This window comes from Lysinibacillus sp. FSL H8-0500 (assembly GCF_038051955.1).
Classification (GTDB): Bacteria; Bacillota; Bacilli; order Bacillales_A; family Planococcaceae; genus Lysinibacillus; species Lysinibacillus macroides.
The window spans coordinates 2,326,978-2,345,309 of sequence record NZ_CP150292.1 but is presented as its reverse complement, the minus strand read 5'-3'; the positions used below and the strand labels follow the sequence as shown (position 1 = coordinate 2,345,309).

Annotated in this window: 20 protein-coding genes and 2 riboswitches; of the genes, 16 read left to right on the top strand and 4 right to left on the bottom strand. The window is 34.6% G+C overall.

What is annotated here, in order from left to right:
- Positions 1-208 precede the first annotated feature (208 nt).
- A riboswitch (cobalamin riboswitch) is annotated at positions 209-389 on the top strand.
- Positions 390-559: 170 nt separating this feature from the next.
- From metE to MHB44_RS11150, 7 genes are all read left to right on the top strand, one after another.
- Positions 560-2,851: a 5-methyltetrahydropteroyltriglutamate--homocysteine S-methyltransferase gene (gene metE / locus MHB44_RS11180; RefSeq protein ID WP_341302840.1), complete on the top strand. Its 2,292-nt coding sequence runs from the start codon at positions 560-562 to the stop codon at positions 2,849-2,851.
- 145 nt (positions 2,852-2,996) lie between these two features.
- Positions 2,997-3,190: riboswitch (cobalamin riboswitch) on the top strand.
- Between the two features lie 135 nt (positions 3,191-3,325).
- Positions 3,326-3,655 (top strand): hypothetical protein, encoded by a 330-nt coding sequence (locus MHB44_RS11175; RefSeq protein WP_341302839.1) that lies wholly within the window; start codon positions 3,326-3,328, stop codon positions 3,653-3,655.
- A complete protein-coding gene (locus MHB44_RS11170; RefSeq protein ID WP_341302838.1) occupies positions 3,642-3,767 on the top strand; it encodes a hypothetical protein in 126 nt (41 codons plus the stop codon). The genes MHB44_RS11175 and MHB44_RS11170 overlap by 14 nt, the downstream gene beginning before the upstream one ends.
- A 36-nt stretch (positions 3,768-3,803) precedes the next feature.
- Entirely contained in the window at positions 3,804-3,956 is a 153-nt protein-coding gene (locus tag MHB44_RS11165; protein WP_341302837.1) for a hypothetical protein, read from the top strand.
- Positions 3,957-4,144: 188 nt separating this feature from the next.
- Positions 4,145-4,510, top strand: coding sequence for a DUF2089 domain-containing protein (locus MHB44_RS11160; RefSeq protein WP_341302836.1), 366 nt, complete (start codon positions 4,145-4,147; stop codon positions 4,508-4,510).
- Positions 4,511-4,523: 13 nt separating this feature from the next.
- Positions 4,524-4,910: a hypothetical protein gene (locus tag MHB44_RS11155; protein ID WP_341302835.1), complete on the top strand. Its 387-nt coding sequence runs from the start codon at positions 4,524-4,526 to the stop codon at positions 4,908-4,910.
- Positions 4,911-4,919: 9 nt separating this feature from the next.
- Positions 4,920-5,201: a hypothetical protein gene (locus MHB44_RS11150; protein WP_341302834.1), complete on the top strand. Its 282-nt coding sequence runs from the start codon at positions 4,920-4,922 to the stop codon at positions 5,199-5,201.
- A gap of 133 nt (positions 5,202-5,334) precedes the next feature.
- On the opposite strand, the gene MHB44_RS11145 is transcribed toward MHB44_RS11150, so the two are convergent.
- On the bottom strand, positions 5,335-6,102 hold the full coding sequence (locus MHB44_RS11145; protein WP_341302833.1) for a sulfite exporter TauE/SafE family protein: 768 nt from the start codon (positions 6,100-6,102) through the stop codon (positions 5,335-5,337).
- 105 nt (positions 6,103-6,207) lie between these two features.
- Here MHB44_RS11145 and MHB44_RS11140 point away from each other — a divergent pair, with 105 nt between their 5' ends.
- From MHB44_RS11140 to MHB44_RS11100, 9 genes are all read left to right on the top strand, one after another.
- Positions 6,208-7,092: a LysR family transcriptional regulator gene (locus tag MHB44_RS11140; RefSeq protein WP_341302832.1), complete on the top strand. Its 885-nt coding sequence runs from the start codon at positions 6,208-6,210 to the stop codon at positions 7,090-7,092.
- A gap of 599 nt (positions 7,093-7,691) precedes the next feature.
- Positions 7,692-8,522, top strand: a complete 831-nt coding sequence (locus MHB44_RS11135) for a GIY-YIG nuclease family protein (RefSeq protein ID WP_341302831.1) — start codon at positions 7,692-7,694, stop codon at positions 8,520-8,522.
- Positions 8,523-9,343: 821 nt separating this feature from the next.
- Positions 9,344-9,949 (top strand): hypothetical protein, encoded by a 606-nt coding sequence (locus tag MHB44_RS11130; RefSeq protein ID WP_341302830.1) that lies wholly within the window; start codon positions 9,344-9,346, stop codon positions 9,947-9,949.
- Positions 9,950-10,242: 293 nt separating this feature from the next.
- Positions 10,243-10,884 (top strand): nitrous oxide reductase accessory protein NosL, encoded by a 642-nt coding sequence (locus MHB44_RS11125; RefSeq protein ID WP_341302829.1) that lies wholly within the window; start codon positions 10,243-10,245, stop codon positions 10,882-10,884.
- Positions 10,856-12,121 (top strand): right-handed parallel beta-helix repeat-containing protein, encoded by a 1,266-nt coding sequence (locus tag MHB44_RS11120; RefSeq protein ID WP_341302828.1) that lies wholly within the window; start codon positions 10,856-10,858, stop codon positions 12,119-12,121. Before MHB44_RS11125 ends, MHB44_RS11120 begins: the two co-directional genes overlap by 29 nt.
- Positions 12,118-12,570: a nitrous oxide reductase accessory protein NosL gene (locus MHB44_RS11115; protein ID WP_341302827.1), complete on the top strand. Its 453-nt coding sequence runs from the start codon at positions 12,118-12,120 to the stop codon at positions 12,568-12,570. The genes MHB44_RS11120 and MHB44_RS11115 overlap by 4 nt, the downstream gene beginning before the upstream one ends.
- Positions 12,571-12,614: 44 nt before the next feature.
- The gene (locus tag MHB44_RS11110; protein ID WP_341302826.1) at positions 12,615-13,364 is read left to right on the top strand and encodes an ABC transporter permease subunit; all 750 of its coding nucleotides are present in this window, start codon (positions 12,615-12,617) and stop codon (positions 13,362-13,364) included.
- Positions 13,361-14,047 carry an ABC transporter ATP-binding protein gene (locus MHB44_RS11105; protein WP_341302825.1) on the top strand — a complete coding sequence of 229 codons (687 nt, stop codon included), beginning with the start codon at positions 13,361-13,363 and terminating at the stop codon, positions 14,045-14,047. The genes MHB44_RS11110 and MHB44_RS11105 overlap by 4 nt, the downstream gene beginning before the upstream one ends.
- Positions 14,044-14,589 (top strand): TlpA disulfide reductase family protein, encoded by a 546-nt coding sequence (locus MHB44_RS11100; RefSeq protein WP_341302824.1) that lies wholly within the window; start codon positions 14,044-14,046, stop codon positions 14,587-14,589. Before MHB44_RS11105 ends, MHB44_RS11100 begins: the two co-directional genes overlap by 4 nt.
- A 299-nt stretch (positions 14,590-14,888) precedes the next feature.
- Here MHB44_RS11100 and MHB44_RS11095 read toward each other — a convergent pair whose 3' ends face one another.
- The 3 genes from MHB44_RS11095 to MHB44_RS11085 form a co-directional block, all read right to left on the bottom strand.
- Positions 14,889-15,779 (bottom strand): RNA polymerase sigma-70 factor, encoded by an 891-nt coding sequence (locus MHB44_RS11095; protein ID WP_341302823.1) that lies wholly within the window; start codon positions 15,777-15,779, stop codon positions 14,889-14,891.
- Between the two features lie 35 nt (positions 15,780-15,814).
- Positions 15,815-16,996, bottom strand: a complete 1,182-nt coding sequence (locus tag MHB44_RS11090; RefSeq protein ID WP_341302822.1) for an FAD-dependent oxidoreductase — start codon at positions 16,994-16,996, stop codon at positions 15,815-15,817.
- Between the two features lie 795 nt (positions 16,997-17,791).
- The gene (locus tag MHB44_RS11085) at positions 17,792-18,064 is read right to left on the bottom strand and encodes a YqhV family protein (protein ID WP_341302821.1); all 273 of its coding nucleotides are present in this window, start codon (positions 18,062-18,064) and stop codon (positions 17,792-17,794) included.
- Positions 18,065-18,332 lie beyond the last annotated feature (268 nt).

Below are 18,332 nucleotides of genomic sequence, written 5' to 3'. Positions count from 1 at the left end.
TCATAAAAAACCATGTCTTACATCCTATTTGTAGTTGCTAACATTCTTGGCAAGAACACCACATTTTCATGCTAGGGTTGGGAGTAAAAAACTCATGAAAGTTTTATTATTAAAATTAGTAATCCAATTAGTTTAGAACATTTAGCAAAATAAATAGTATAAAATAATTACACTATTCTGAAATGTATGTTATAGTAGGAACATAATTGAATAATGTGTAAGACTTGGTGCCAAACGAGAGTTTGGCTTAAAAGGGAAGTCGGTGCAAATCCGACGCTGTCCCGCAACTGTAATTCGGAGCAAATCACAAATGCCACTGGGGAAACTGGGAAGGCTGTGAGGCGTGTTGATGAAAAGCCAGGAGACCTGCCAATTTCTAGTACACACCAAATACCTACGAGGAAATAGGTGGTGAAAAGTGACCAGATAGGCACCGTGCGATAATGTTTATGCGAAAGGAGATACTTTTCGTATTGTTTTAGCATTAATAATTTTAACATGCAGCCATTTTCCAAATAGGAGAATGGCTTTTTATTTTTTTAAAAAAGGAGATTAAAACATGACCTATACAAGCACACTCATCGGCTACCCATATATAGGGGAAGATCGCGAATGGAAAAAAGCATTAGAGGCATTTTGGCGTAATGAAATTTCTGAAGAAGACTTTGAGGAAAAATTAAAGAAGATCCGTTTATCGAGAATAGACAAGCAGCTACACCTTGGTATCGATATGGTGACGGTTGGCGACTTTACGTATTACGATAGAATGTTAGATACGGCTTTGATGTTTGGTCTAGTACCAAAACGCTTTAACTGGCAAGGTGGTAAAGTCGATTTACATACCTACTATAGTGTAGCAAGAGGGAACAAAACAGCCGTAGCTAGTGAAATGACAAAATGGTTTAATACCAATTATCACTATATTGTTCCAGAGTATGAGGGACAAACCTTGCAGCTAACAGAAAATAAAGTATTAGCCGACTTTTTAGAGGCGAAGGAAGCATTCGGAATCATTGCGAAACCGACATTAATTGGTCCCTATACATTTTGCAAGCTAACGAAAGGCTACAACAAATTAACACAGGTTGAATACTTATTAGCCTTAATACCGCTCTATATGCAGGTATTAAAAGAGTTAGTGGATGCAGGTGCCACTTGGATTCAACTAGAAGAGCCATCCCTTGTTACAACTCTTGATCCAGCAGAGATAAAGCTAGTGCAAGAAATTTACGAGCAGTTAGCTGTTGCCGTTCCAGAGGCTAAGATCGTGCTACAGACTTATTTTGAAGCATTATGTGCCTATGAAACATTGATTACGCTGCCTGTTCAAGGATTTGGCCTAGACTTTGTTCATGGCTATAAAGGAAATATGGCGTCACTTCGTCAATTTGGTTTCCCGCAGGATAAAGTATTGGCAATTGGGGTTGTAAATGGCCGTGATATTTGGCGTTCAAACCTTGCAGAGGTCAACGCAACGATTCAAGCCATTGAACAGCTAAGTCATGCGGCAGAACTATGGATTCAACCATCCAGTAACCTACAGCATGTACCTATCACAACCTCTCTTGAAAATAAACTTGAGCCTGTTTTAAAGCAGGCGCTAGCCTTCGCGGATGAAAAAATCGTTGAAATTACAGGGCTAACTAAATGTAGACGAGATAAAGATGGTACCTTACAACATAATTTTTCAGAAAGTATGAAGGCGATTGAAGGTCTAAAAAATCATCCAATCCGCCAAAACAAGTTGATACAGCAAGCTGTTCAAACTGTGACAACGCAAGATTTTGAACGACACAGTGATTTTACGCAGCGCCAAGCGATTCAACAACAAGCCTTAGCATTACCGCTGTTCCCAACAACGACAATCGGTAGCTTTCCACAATCTGATGAGGTGAAAAGAAATCGTAATGCTTGGCGAAAGAAACAATTATCGAATGATGACTATGAAGCATTTATAGAGCAGGAAACAAAACGCTGGGTAACAATACAAGAGGAACTAGATATCGATGTACTTGTTCATGGTGAATTTGAGCGCACAGACATGGTCGAATATTTCGGTGAAAAGCTGACTGGCTTTGCCTTTACAGAGAAAGCATGGGTCGTGTCATATGGATCACGCTGTGTAAAGCCTCCGATCATCTATGGAGATGTTGCGTGGGCTTCACCAATTACTGTAAAGGAATCAGCCTATACTCAAAGCCTAACAAAGCGATTTGTAAAAGGCATGCTGACAGGGCCAGTAACGATATTAAATTGGTCCTTTGTGCGCGATGATTTGTCCCGTAAAGATGTTGCTTATCAAATTGCATTAGCACTTCGCAAAGAGGTGGAAGCACTAGAAAACGCAGGTATATCGATTATTCAAGTGGACGAGCCAGCGTTAAGAGAAGGTTTACCGCTTCGAAAGGAAGAATGGGGCGCTTACTTGGATTGGGCTGTCAATTCCTTCAAGCTTGCGACATCCAGTGTCAAAGATGAAACACAAATCCATACACATATGTGCTACTGCGAGTTTAATGATTTCATCGAACCGATTAGTGCATTAGATGCAGATGTGATTTCCATTGAAACATCGCGAAGCCATGGGGAACTCATTACCTCACTACAAGTGCAGCCCTATAAAAAAGGAATTGGCTTAGGTGTCTATGATATTCATAGCCCTCGTGTACCAAGCGAGGAAGAAATGCTCGCGATTATGAAAGATAGTTTACAGGTACTAGATCGTCATCAATTTTGGGTAAATCCAGATTGCGGCTTAAAAACGAGAAAAGAAACAGAAACCGTTGCAGCTTTAGCGAACATGGTTGCTGCTGCTAAAACATTGCGTCAAGCCGTACAGCAATCTACATGAAGATAACGAAATGATTTTTTAAAACTACTACATCTACTCTCCTATAACGAAGACTAGGGTAAATCCCTAGTCTTTTTATGTTATTTATTATATTCAGAAAATAAAATTGACGTGAACAAGTGAGCATGTTACGTTAATTACTAATTTCATAGCAATCATTATAAGTTTGAGTGAAATCGTCTTTCATTCAATTAAAAGGAAAATGGGTGAAAACCCCATGCTGTCCCGCAGCTGTAAATGAGGAGTTTTGTTTCAAATGCCACTGAGTGAGTACTTGGCAAGGTGAAGCAAAATGATGATTCATGAGCCAGAATGCCTGCTTGTAAGAAGATTCATTGATGATCTACGAAAGATAGGGAGATGGATGGAGACTTGCTTATCGTGAGTTTTTCTGTCCTTATTCTTTTTTAGAATAAGGTTTTTTTATGTCCTCTCTTCTTTAACAGTACTACGAATAAAGATAGGAGACAGAAAATGAGATTGACAAAGTATTTACTTCCTTTACTACTTGTGTTGACGTTCAGTTTACTTGCTGCCTGTACAAGCAAGGATGAAGAAAAGGAAAAGACCTCAGCAAACCAAACAGATGAAAAAATGATAACGATTGGCTGGCCATTAGATGTCGGTCCATTGAATCCTCATACATATTTACCGAATCAAATGACTGCCCAAGCAATGGTTTATGAATCCTTAGTGGAATATAACGATGATGGATTAGAGTGCGTAGAGTTAGAGTGGGCAATGGCTCAATGCTACCCTTCACAGCTCAGTTGGGGGACAGCAACAACGAATGAACATCGCTAGAGCTCTTGAATTAATTGTTTTAGATGAAGCTATTAGTAGCTTTGATATGGTTTTACAAAGGACGATTATAGAGCTATTACAATCACTGCAAAAAGAGCTACAGCTTGCTTAACTATTCATTTCACATGATTTACAAGCGACACGTTTTATGTCAGATCGCATCCTGGTGATGCAGTATGGTCAGCTAGTGGAGGAGATTGGGAAAGATGGAGCCTATCAACACCCCGCCTCACAAGAATTATACAATGCTATTTTGCCATCACACCCGCGAGAAAGAAAAAAGAAGGATAGACCAAATTAAACAGAAACTCCATTTTGAAAAATTCAAAATGGGGTTTTCTTTATTATTAAAGTAATGCAGAAATAAATTAATAATATCAATTATAAAATTAACTTTATTTATATTTTTATTTAAAAAATTAATTTTATTATTTACTTCTTTAAATTCTTTGTTATATAATCAACTTAACTTAAAGGAAGGAGTTCACTATGGCTTATCAAGTAATCACAAATTGCCCTGTCTGCAGTAAAACTTTGAAAATTACGAAGTTACAGTGTTCTCATTGTCACACGACGATTGAAAATGAATTTGAATTATCTAAGCTCGCATCATTATCAAACGATCAGCTTCAATTTGTGGAAGTATTTTTAACCTGTCGAGGAAACATAAAAGAGGTTGAAAAGGAACTGGGGGTTTCGTATCCAACAGTTCGGGGCAAGCTCAACGACATTATTTCATCCCTTGGCTATGCCCAAAAGAAGAAAAATGAAGTAGACGAGAAAAAAATTGTAAGCATGCTAGAAAATGGCGAAATCACAACGGATGAAGCTATAAAGCTCTTAAAAGACGAATAGGGAGGAACAGACCATGAAAGAGGAAATTACAAAAGTGTTAACCATGATTCAAGAGGGGAAAATTGATGCTGATAAAGGATCAGAACTTATTCAAGTATTACAAGAGAAAGAAGAATCAGGAAACAAATTTGTGGAAAAAACAAAGTATTTAGATAAAACGTTAAAGGTTCGTGTTGTATCCACTGAAAATGATAATGTCACGGTGAATTTGCCCTTAAAACTTGTCAAAGCCGTACTAATGGCAGGGCACAGTATCGCAGCAAGTATTCCACAATCGGAAAAATACGTAAAAGATATCGACATCAACCTTCTTCTTGAAGCCATCGAAAATGAATTAGATGGACAGATTGTGGATATAAAATCGGCGAACGGGGATTCCGTTGCAGTCTTCATTGAGTAGAGGCGACGAATGATGCATGTAAAAGTGAAAGCAAAAGACGTTGGCTTTACCGTCCCTGTACCCTATGCTGTGCTAAACATTATTCTCTCCATTTTAACTTCCAAAAGGATTCAGCAACAAGTCAATAAGTGGACAAAGGCATACTTCGATAGAAAAAAACTAGACTTTACCTTTCCGCTCATGGACAAAGAAATGCTAAAGCCGATTATCAAGGAACTACAAAATTATAAAGGACTCGTGCTAGTCGATGTCAAAGCTCAGGACGGAACTGAGGTTAAGGTTAAACTATAATAACTCAAGATAGATGATTAGAGCATGTTTGAATAAAAGCATGCTCTTTGCTATTTATAGAAAATCCTTTTTCTAGCCTTTGAAAATTACCTGTATTTAGCTCTGGAAGTATGTAGAATCCAGCAGGGTGGATTTATTTTAGTAAATCCGATACAACCTGAACAATTAGAAAGAAGAAAATGATTGGTAATGCAACTTGAAGCCACTTTGTTTGAATATAAGGAATGATTTTTAAACCGAAGAAAGAGCCAATAATTGAACCAATTGCAACAGGGATGGCAATTCCCCAATTAACAATGCCTGTAAAGTAATAAAAGAGAAAAGCTCCTGTGCAACTTGAAAAAGAGATAATTCGTGCTAACTCAACTGCTTTTATATAAATATAGTGCTTTTTTAGGAAATAAGTTATATTCATAAGAGCTGAGCCTGGCCCAAAACCACCGTCATAGATTGAAATCGCAAACGGAATGAGCTTATTAATTGGTTGTTCCTGTGTTTCTTTCTTGTCTTTTACAATCAATTTATTACTGAAAAGTACAGTAATAAATGCGAAAATTAAGCTAATGCAAGCTACTATCCCCATAATTTGTTCCGACAATCGAGTGGCTAAAAATGCGCCAGATACACCACCCAAGCTTGAAACTAAAATTAAAGGTATATATTTTTTTAACGATACATGTCCTTTTATGACAAATGATATGACATTTGATAAGGATGAAATTCCTGTCGCAAATTTATTAACAGCTACAGTTGCATGAATCGGAATGCCAACAAGTAACATAGAAGGCATCAAAATAAAGCCAGCCGCCCCAAAAAGAACACCGATTACTGCCGCGAGTAAACCAATTGTAAATAACATAAATCCTTTTACTGATAACCAATCCTGTAGTAAAATTTCCATTTAAATCACCTCTATACTTAAATTACTGGTAAACTATATATAAAACAAATATATAATAATTGCTTATTCATAAATTATATTTATGAATAGAAAGGTGTGAATAAGATGAATTTGCATGCATTGAGGATTTTTACGAATGTCGCAAAGCTTGGTGGAATTACGGCAGCAGCAAATAGTATGCTACTTAGTCAACCTGCTGTCACCATTCAAATTCGGAAACTAGAGAATGAAATAGGGACAAAATTGATTGAAGGCAAAGGTCGTGGAATTCAATTAACTCCTGAGGGGAGATTTTTATACGAGCAGGGAATACGTTTATTTTATTTAGAAGCACAAATTGATGAGAAACTCAGTAAATTTTTAGCAAAGGAAGACAAAATACATATGGCTTCCTCCTATATCCCAACTAATTATATTCTTCCGCCTATTATAGCAAAGTATAAGCTTGCTAACCCTCACATTGAATTTTTTGTATCGTTAGGCAATGTAAAATCTGTGGAAGAGCAAGTGTTGAATTATGAAGTAGATTTTGGTTTTGTCGTTCAAAGTAAAATAGGCCATACAGATTTACAGTTTGAAAAGATAGTAGATATCCCATTCTGGTTTATTGTTCACCCATCACATGCTTTAGCAAATCAAACGGTTACCATTTCCAAAATATCGAACGAGGATTTTATTTATCGAGGGCGTGGTAGCTCGACACTCGATTTACTGGAGTCGGTATTTTACACGTTTAATGCGCCATTACCTAAATTAGGGCTTCAAATGCAGGGCTTACATGAATCCATTAAAGTAGTAGAGGCAGGGTACGGTATGACGTTAGCACCCTCCTATAGTGTGTTAGAAAGTATAACAAATGGCAAATTGGCTCGAGTATTTGTGGAGCAGGCAGATATTCAGCAAAGTTTATTCATATGTACACGCAAATCAGATATAGTAGAGCATCCGTTTATTCAGTATTTAAAAACTCATTTAGAGAATTTCAATTAAAACCAAAAATCGAGAACAAGCATTAGATACGCTTCTTCTCGATTTTTTAGATTTGTTATCAGATTTAACAATACGTTATTGAAAATAAATTAAAGAGTGTCTAAAACGTTCTTGTCCATATGCATTCAAGCTCTCCGCTTGCCAAATGGTTTTTATTTTACATAATATAAGTACCTTAGTCACAAATTTTTAATTATCGGAATATTCTCACAATAGATCATTCAAAAGGAGATTATTCATTTATTTGACATATATATCTTATTCTTTATTACGTCCAAATAGTGTAAAATGATATAATTTATATACATTGATTGCTCAAGGTTTTTTTATGAAACCACATATTACAGAAGTCCTGCTCAAGTTGCAACCGAAATCCATATTATAAATTCACAGTAGAAGACTCTATGAAGTGCCTATAAAATTTATAAAGCTTGGCAACGCGCCTATCATTATCTGCCAATGGATATAGTCAAAACGAAGTTGCACGAGAAGAAGAAAAAGGAACATATTGAAATCTCATTACTGAGAGGTGTGCTAAAGTTATTTATGGAAGAATGGAATCTAATATATAAAATATTTTATGAATAGGCAGTGAGGAAATGTCTGAAATATTATTAAATGATTTATTAAAATTCGATGATAATAGTATTGCTAATGTAAAAATAAAGTTCAATCAAAGGGACGGCCACAATGATCCGATGGAATTATATAAAGAAAATCCGGATGTCATTAATAATCAATGGCTATTTTGGCGCAATAAGACACGTTATTTTTCTGTTGGTCAAATTGCAATTTGTTTCCTAAAACTCTCGCCTGATACATGGCTACTTACCACCATTAAAAAAGTAACAAATGAGCTAAATCGTTTAGAGGGCATTAATTACGAGGGGGAAGAATTACCGCAATATAGTCAATATTATGGAAGGATTATCGTGAAATTTCATAAAACGTTTATGACACAAGGCCGCTATTTTAAAGATATTCATTACCAATTAGTTGTGCAACAGATTTTACCGTCAATTTTTGAAGGTGATGATTTTCCTGGTTATGACAAAGTAAAATTATCGTATCAGCAATTACATACTATTATAACGCGTGGGAAACGTGATTGGGTCGCTGCTTTAGAAAATCAAAAGGCAGTCTATGTTATAACTGATAAGTTCAATGGCAAGCTTTACATCGGCTCTGCTACTAGTAATAGAGGGATGTTACTTGATAGATGGTCAAGCTATGTTCAAAACGGGCATGGCGGTAATCACGCACTAAAACAACTAGTAGAAGATAAAGGAATCGATTATGTTAAACAACATTTCCAATACGCCATATTAGAAAATTACAATGCTAAAATTGATGACAAGATTATTTTACAACGTGAAGCGTATTGGAAGGAAGTATTACAGAGTAGGGCGTTTGGATACAATAGGAATTAATCATTTTAATACTTGCTCGTTTATGGAAGTACAGTATCTAATTTGACTGTTTCCCTATACTACTTACATTAATAGCAAGGGAATTTTTCCAAAGGAAGATCTTTAATGAAAAGATTAAGCCAAATACATATATATTGTATCCACTAAGAACTCCTCAAAAGCCACACTGTCCTGCGATTCCTTTGCAATGTTGCTGGCATTTAAAAAATGTATGATGTGGCAGTATATTATTTGCATACAAACGCTTTACATGGAAAGGTGAGCATGATAGGCTAATTGCCTTGCGAAAGGTTCCTCTTTCGCTCTTCGCAAGAATTCATGCTCATAGAGGCTCCATGTCAAGCGACAATATGCATATGTATTTTTATAAGTATCAATGATTTAACATACTGCCGTTTGATACATGAGTTAAATGCCAAATACACTTTGCAATAAAAACAGATATTCAAAAGAAGAGACTTTTTGAATATCTGTTTTTATTTATTAGACTAGCCATTAGAGGATATTTAATAATTAGACATTCATCCAAAATTTAGATCAAGAATGACCAGACAAGCACTCTCCAAAAGTGATTTGACTTGACCATATACAACAGCAGTATTTTTTCAGCAACCTCAATCATTTGAGAGTGGACATATTGTTTTGTTTATCGATCAATAAATAGCTAAACTCAAATTCTACAAAAATATAGGGAAAATTTGAGAGGAAATGAAAATTTTTTCGTTATAGTAGTAGGGAGGTGAAACAAATGGAGATGGATGAAGTCATTACACGAATAAAGAATGGTGAAAGTCATCATTTTGCATATATTGTAAAACATTATGAGCAGAAAATTTTTACCTAAACTTGATGAAGCACAGGATGACTTTTTCGGTGGTGTAAAATCAAACGTTCGATTTGCAATTCGAGATAAAGCAGGACAATTAATTTTAACTACTAAACGTATAGACGAAGAACAACCAATGATTTCAAATTCTTCAGTTAGTGGTGACGGCACAGATATATTGGGCGAAATGATTTACACGACATTCGTCCCAAAATATACTAACCCCGCTACGTTTGAAGTGCTTCAAATGGAAGCATTTGTGTTCGATTTATTTGAGACGGAGGTAAATACAGCACACTTACAGCCATTTCAATTTAATAACGTTACTTATACAATTGATTCTTTAGAAATCAAACAACAAACACTTCATTTAGCAATATCTACAGAGGGTGAGCCAGAGGTGCTGCCATCTGCTTGGAGAATGGAGATTGATAATCGTTTGATTGATTTTAATTCTGCCTCCTTAGATTACATTAATAATCGTACTGTTTATAAATTGCAATTTGAGAATTTCGAACAAATCCCAACTAATTTAAAATTAGTACCGTCTACTGTAATGATAAAAAAACAAATTGACCCAATTGTATTAGATTTACACTAATAAAAGCCTACACATCAAAAGTGTATTGCTGTGCCGCGAGCACAAAGAGTATCCTGAGCGTAAACACTTATGGTTCTGGAAGCTAACGTAAGAAAAATTACGAAAATGTATAAATTGACACGAAATAAATTAACAATTTACTCCTGTTGGAAGTTTTCATTTCCTTCAATCAAAAAAACTCAAATTTATTTCACAGATTGTAAATATTATTGTCATTTATATTTCTAACTTCTTTCACAGATTATTAGTAAAGTAAAGATGTTAAGTAAAAAAATAACTGTGGAGGTAAAGAGATGAAGAAAATTCTTCTAGCTGTCCCGTTTGTATTAGCACTATATGCTTGTAATGAAGAGAGTACAACAGGAACAAATAAGGAATTAGTATCAGAACAAAAACAAGAAGAGGTTGTATCAGAACAGCCAAAAAACGAAGTTACATATTTAGCATCTACTGCGGAGTGGGAAATCGATGATCGTCTACAAGAGCCAGCAGAGGATACTGTTTGTGAAATTTGTAATATGAAAGTCTATACAAAGGATCATGAGCTTGGTGTTTTTTCTGCACAATCAGTCAAACCAGATGGTACGATTGCATTTTATGACGACATTGGCTGTTTATTAAATGCGGAGTTAGTTCAAAACCAAACGAATGAAAAATTTGTGCGAGATTATATTACATTAAATTGGATAGATGTTGAGGAAGCTACAGTTGTTAAAACGGATATGAAATCTCCTATGAACTGGGGGTATATATTCTTTGCCTATGAAGAAGATGCAAAAACGTATATTACAGAAAATCCAACAGCAAAAGTTGAAGCATTAGACGTAGTTAAACAAGCAGCAAAAGAACGTCGTGAAAAAATGATGCAAGAAAAAGGAGACCAGGAACAACAGAGTGGGGATCAGCATGGAACTGAAGAAACACATAGTCACTAATATGAAAAAGGGCAGTTTACTTGCCCTTTTTTTCTGCATAGTTGGATTTTCAACACCTGCATATGCTCAGAGCGTACAACAGCAGATCGATAGTCTCTCGTCGGGGGAGGTTTTAGAGCTAGAACCAGGGCAGTATTCAGAAAATTTATTAATAAAAAAACCCATTAAAATATACGGAAACAAGGGGGTTAAATTCACTGGAAAATTAGAAATAAAAGCTGATGATGTAGAGGTTAGTGGCATTCAATTTCTTGGAGAGCAAGGGGTTGTAGCAAAGAAAGTTGAAAACATCAAAATAACTCAAAGTTCTTTTCAAACAAAAAGATTTCCTATTTACTTCGATGGTGTAGAAAATAGTGAAATTGCTGAAGTAGACATTATCGGTAAATCCGGACATTATTCAGAAAAAAGTCACGGTATTTCTCTTTATAACTCAAAAGGTATTCATGTTAAAAATAATAGTATTACTCAAACACAAGACGGAATTTACTTAGAGAATAGCAGGCAAGTTACAATTGAAAAAAATACGATTACGTATGGACGTTACGGTACTCATATCATGTATGGTAGCGATATGAAATTGTTTCAAAATAACTACGCCCATCATATAACGGGTGTGATGTCCATGATGGCAAAGAATGTAGATATAGAAAAGAACACAATTAAACATCAAAATGCTCTAAATAGTTCTGGAATAACACTTTATCAAACTTCTAAAGTAAATATAATCAACAATATCATTCGTGAAAATTCTATTGCAGTTCAGTTACAACAGGCAGATACGGTGGATATGTCTAGCAATATATTCGCTAGTAATTTGTTAGTACTAAAAAACATTCAGCCCAAAGGTGTCCTTGTTACAAACAATCAACTTTATGGAAATGTGCTAGTTGCTTCAAGTGGTTCTGAAGGAATAACACTTATAGGGAATGTTTATGATGATTACGAAGGGGATGATTTCGACGAAGATGGCTATGGTGATAGTGTTTACATTGCAACTTCTACATTTGGTAAATGGGTATTAAAAAATGAATATTATCAATATTTTATTGGAAATACAGCCACTGGATTATTAGAAAAAATGGATAATAAACTATCAAAACCAAATTATTTAATAGATGAGAAACCTATTGTTCATAGGGGGCAACCTTGGCAATTATCATTTAAAGGGAAACATTTTAGCATTGGCGTTGCATTACTGATTGTACTAGTTTTTAGTTGGAGGAAATTGAAATGAAAAAGATCATTTTATTAGTAGTAATTGGACTTTTTTTGATGGGGTGTTCGGAGAAGACCATAGAACCTCGAGATATTGATCCAGAGACGGATATTTGTATTGTTTGTAACATGGGTATTACGCATCCTGATTATGCAGGGCAAGTGATTTTCAAGAATAATGATTATTTAGTGTTTGATGATCTAGGTTGTTTAATTGAATATTTGAAAAGTCCAGAGCAAGAAGTAGCAGCAGCTTATATCAAATCAAACGATAAGCAAGAATGGATAGATGTGAAAACGGCAGCTTATTTATATAATGAGGATTATTGGACACCCATGAATTATGGTGTACTTGCCTTTGCATCGATTGGAGACGTAGCAATTTATGAGCAAGAAAATGGTGCGGGTAAGCCTCTCGGATACGAAGAATTAGTAACGTCATTTAATTGGGGTGTGCATGAACATTGATTAAATCGGAAATAAAACAGCTTTTCCGGAGTAAGTGGATTTACATGTTGCTTAGTATTTTTATTGTATTATTTGTTGCTATTTTGATGTTGCAACAGTTAAACACGGATGCAGGTGGATTCGATCGCTTTCAAGCCTCTCTCTTAAATTTATTACTTTTTTTGTTTCCTTTATTTATTTTAACAATAGGAGCAATGAGTATAGCTGCTGATATAGAATCAGGTTGGTATCAATTAATACGATCATATCCTGTTAGTATCGCGCATTACTTAGGGGCAAAATATGTTGCATTAGTATCCATTTTTTTATTTGCTTTAGCAACTACAGAGGCAGTTATTTTAATTGTAGGTTCTTTCTTTGGTGGCGTTCATATAGATACTCAATTTCTTGTATTAACGACTGTTATTATCGTTGTTTTTAGTGCTATAAGTGTAATGATTGGCGCTTTTTCCATACATCGATTACAGGCATTAGGTTTTAGTCTAGGGCTATGGGCAGTTTTTACATTATTAAGTAATTATGTAGTAATGGCAATTGGAACCATTATTCCAAAACATGTCTATGAAAAAATAATCTATACACATGTTCATATAAATATTATTGAGTGGCTCCGATATGTCTATTTAATTCAAATCGAACAAACAGGTATTTTAGGGAAGTCGTTTTATTATTTATCACAGTTTTACGAAACTAGTCTAGGGATTGGCTTGATAATAGGTATAACAATATTATGGTGGTTTATTCCTCTTTGTCTTGCTTATTTTAAGTTGAAACGTAAGGAGAGCTATAGATGATAGAGCTACAAGAGGTTGTGATTACATATCGTAAAGGACAACAAATTGGTCCAGTTACTTATCAACTTACAAGTGGGAAAATTGTAGCTTTAGTGGGGGAGAATGGTGCTGGAAAAAGTACGCTAATGAAATTAATTATGGGGCAATTACCAATAGAGAGTGGAACTATAACGGGTATTCCTAAAGGAAGAGTTCGATATATGCCTGATGATTTAAATTTTCCACCTACATTAAAAGTGGGTGAAATTATTGAGCTTTTAGGAAAATTAAAAGGGATTACTAGTAGAGGTCAAGATGACATTTTAACGCTAGTCGATCTATTTGAGCATAAAAATAGCTTTGTCAGTGAGCTTTCAAAAGGAATGAAACAACGTTTAAATTTTGCACAAAGTTTGCTAGGTGAATGTGATGTTTATATTTTAGATGAACCTACAAACGGCCTAGATCCCTATTGGATTAACCGAGTGAAAACAATTTTAAAGGAGGAAAGAAATAAAGGCCAATTGATCCTATATTCTACTCACTTACTATCCACAGTAGAGGAAATTGCAGATGAAGTAATTTTTATTCATAAAGGTAAAATTCTTGCTTCTGGTAATATTTCGAGTTTAAAAAGACAATATTCCGAAGAATTTTTAGAATCTCTATGGTTGAAATTGTATCTAGGGGAGGAAATGCCTTGAAGAATTGGCTTTCAGCAAGTGGTATTTTAATTTTAATTGGTATTGTCTTTATTAACTATTTAGCTTCAGATAAAACAGAAACTTCTAAAGAAATAATAGATAGTACAGTTAACACAACACATATCAAACTTTCAGATAGGGCAGTACAAAATTTTGAATTGCCAAATATTTCAGGTGAACAAACAACATTATACAATTATCTAGGCAAACCAGTAGTCCTTGTATTTTGGGCTACCTGGTGTGGACCTTGTAATGAGGAAATGCCACACTTACAAAATTATTATGAAACAAAAAAAGATGTACAGATTGTCACAGTCAATGCAACTGATACCGAAGCAAGTATAGATACCGTAACTAAATACGCTACTAAAAAAGGATGGGATTTACCCATTTTAATGGATGAAACTGGAGATATCCGAAAGCGATTCGGTGGTTTTACAATACCCACTACAATATTTCTAAGCGCAAATGGAGAGATTGTTCATGAAGTGTATGGACCTATAGATGAGCAATATATTGACAATATTATTAATGAACTATAATACGATAAAAAAACAGGTGCTAATTGTGTTTTAACACCTGTTTTTTAGTTAAGTTCCTTAAAACTAATTACTTCCTCAAATAGCTGTTTTTTTCTTTTTAGTAATTGAAATAAAAAGTTCGATTATAACCACTATAAAATAAGAGAAATACTGAAGAGTGGCATAATGATATAACGCCTATCGACATTCATCTCCCACTTACTCACAGGACTATCCTCTTCACGTTCCTTAAAGTGGGCGTCTTCTGTCGGAAAATGATAAAAAAATGATTAGAGTACTTTTGTTCTTTACACTTCTTTTCAAGCTAGTGTATGACAAAAACTCAATTTATCAGGATTAATAATACAAAATATGGATTTTATTTTGTTTCTTTCAAATTCAAAGCTTATGACAGTAATAACTTTTCCCTCATTCCTGATTACAACACCAGTACTGCCATTGACCTCTACCTGCATAATTGAGTACTTTTCTTGATTTATAAAAAATTTAGTTGCTAAAGCAATAAGAAGTTGGTTTACTCGTGTAGCACCGTAAATAGGTTTTGCTGCAGCTGTTACTTTACCACCTCCATCTGCATAATAAACTACGTCTCCCTGAAGAACTTCCATCAACTGCAATGTGTTTCCTTGCTGAATAGCACGGATAAAACGAGTAATCACTTGTTCACGGTCCGTTTTCACTTGTTCAATAGTCATTTGTTTTTCAAGCTCAGGAAGCATCTTTTTTAGCCTGCTTAGAATTTTCCGGCAATTCACTTCCTTCTTTTGTACAATTTCAGCAATTGTTTCATAATCATATTCCAAGACTTCACGAAGGATAAAGATCGCTCTTTCAATAGGATTTAGCTGTTCAAATAACACGAGCAAAGCATAAGAAACATCACTTTTCACCATCATTTCCTGTAATGGGTCCTTTTCTATAAAAACCATCGGCTCTGGTAACCATGTTCCAACGTATAGCTCTCTTTTATTTCTAGATGATTTCAACAAATCTAAACATTGGTTAGTCACCATTTTACATAGAAACGCTTTTATATTTCGTTTGTGCTTTACCTCATATCCATTTAGTTTGATAAACACATCTTGAATCACATCTTCTGCATCAGCAACACTGCCTGTCATTTTATAAGCAAGCGAAAATAAAAGTGACTTGTATTCGACGTATAGACGGCTTAGTTCAGTTTGTTCCACAGTAAGGAGCCTCCCCTTCCTTTGCACACACATATTTACACAAGTAAACTCGCTTGATCCCATGTTTTTTCTCGAATACGTGCGCCCATCTTCCCAGATATGATAAAATCTAATCCCCATTTTTGCACCCAAACAAAGCCATTATCAGGACCAAGACTAATACAATACAATTTTATTGGAAATGCTTTGTGCGTTATAGAATGGGAATTACCATAGACTTCATTTTTTAATATTTTGCTTAACCTTGCTGCCTGAGGAATCGCTTCCTTACAAGTCATGCCGTCCACTTGATTTGTCTTTCTATCTAAAATTCTTGCACAATCCCCGATTGCAAATATATTGGAATAGCCTTGAATACTATAAGTATCGGTCACTAGTATTTGATGCTCTTTAGTCAAAGGGAATGGGAGTGTTTGAATGAATGGATTTACTTTGACACCTGGCGTCCAAATACACTCTCCTACTTTATAAGTAGTGCCATCAACGGACAAGATTTGACTATCTTCAAACTGCTTCACTTTTGTTTTAACACGAATAGTAATCCCTAGTCTATTCAGTTCTTTTACTAGTTTTTCACTTACCTTTACTGGGGCCCCTTGCAATAAATGCTCCTTTGAATCAAACAAGATGACCTCTACCTCATTAGAATTGAGCCCTGCTTCTTGCACTTCTTTTTTAAACCAAGTAGTTAGTTCTGCAGCTGCTTCAATTCCTGTAATACCTCCACCCACAATAGCAACGCTCAATAAACTTTTCCTCACTTCTTTATTTTCTTCAGTTTTAGCTAGTAAAATGTGTGATTGTAGTTTTTGTCTGATATCTAGTGCTGCTTTCATACAGCTTAATGTGATCCCGCCTAGGCTACTGGAAACCTTCTGAACAACACTACCAAGCGCTACTACAAGATAATCAAATTGGAATGTGATGTTTTGTTCATCCTCCATTTTAAGCGTCATTGCTTTCTGAGTGTGATGAATTGTAATAACTTCTCCTTTTAAATATTCCACACCATTTGTACAATACCTTGTTAAAGGAACTTTTAATTGAACATCCTCAATAATCATTTTAAACAATAACACTTTTCGAAAATGAAACGAGTTTTTATCTACTAATGTTATTTTTACATCTTTACCAATTGAATGACCAAACTCTTTTATTAGTCCATTTACCAAATTTATTCCTGCGAAACCTCCACCCAATATGACAATATGTTTCATCTTTCATTCCTCCTTTACCTTAAAACGAAATTACCACATCATTTGTGACATTTGGTTCATTGTATTTGCTCTGTTATTCACTCAATTTCATGAATAAAAAATACAATATCAACGTTAAATATATACTTTAGCTGACGAGAAACAATTAATAGATTTATTAAATTAACAAGAAGAGATGAAGTTTAAACGTCATAAAGCAGAAAAATGTATATCTTTTTCAAAACCACCAAATGAGACCTTCATTAAAGGAAGCTCTTTTTCCTAATGCGAAACGAAATGAAGCTTGTATTGTACTATTCACGAGTCCTTGCGAAAAACCTCTTCTGGCATATTCACAAAATAATAGTGAAAAGAAGGAATCGAAACAGGGATGACCACCTTTGAAACAATTGTGCAAAGTGAACAGGTATGAGATGAAAGATATCATGCAACATTACGCTTTGTAGCAGAAGAACACAATAGTGTAATTGGTTGGATTGCCATTACACCTGTTTCAACATGTGTTGTTTATTCTGGAGTGGGGGAAGTTAGTGTGTATATACTAAGTGATTGTAAAATGGAGGATATTTCCTAAAGTTATTTAAAATACTAATTGAAGAGAATGAAAATGAAGGGTTTTGGACACTCTAATCATCTATCTTTGCAATCAATATTTCGAGTATTCAATTACATAAAAAGATAGGTTTTAAATTGTTGGCACAAGAGAAAAAATTGCTCAGTTAAATGGAGAATGGCATAATAAAGATTTAATGGAAAGAAGAATACAGCGTAAAAATAAAGTTTCAATTTTTATTATTACTTAATATGTGAGCTAATAATAATAAGTGTTATGCCCGTAAATAAGCAAATGATTCTCGTCACAGGAACTTTATCAGCTAGTCCAAATAATGCAATTGCTGTCGTTACGATTAAAACTGTTGGACCTACCAATGCAAGCATTGTATTAATATAGAATGCTTTTTCTAAATTATTCAGCTTTAGCATCAACAATCCAGCACTTACTTCAATACTTCCAGACAACACACGTAATATAACCATAGCAAGAACCGATTTTTCAATAATTGTCATCACCCTATCTTTATAGAAAATTTCTGCTTATAATATAATTCCATCTTTAAGATAATAATAGAGCTTTGTTTTAATGAAATACTAAAATCAATATATGTATGATTCGTATCTAATATTCTTGTTAGATTCTGCTTTATATTAATGAGTGATTTTCTAGTTAAAAGTTTAGGGAATTTATTAATAGAATCAGTTTTATATATCCATTTTCTTTTTCAAAAGGAAATAGTATAGGTGCATATAATAAAATCCTAAAGATTTATAAAGAAGG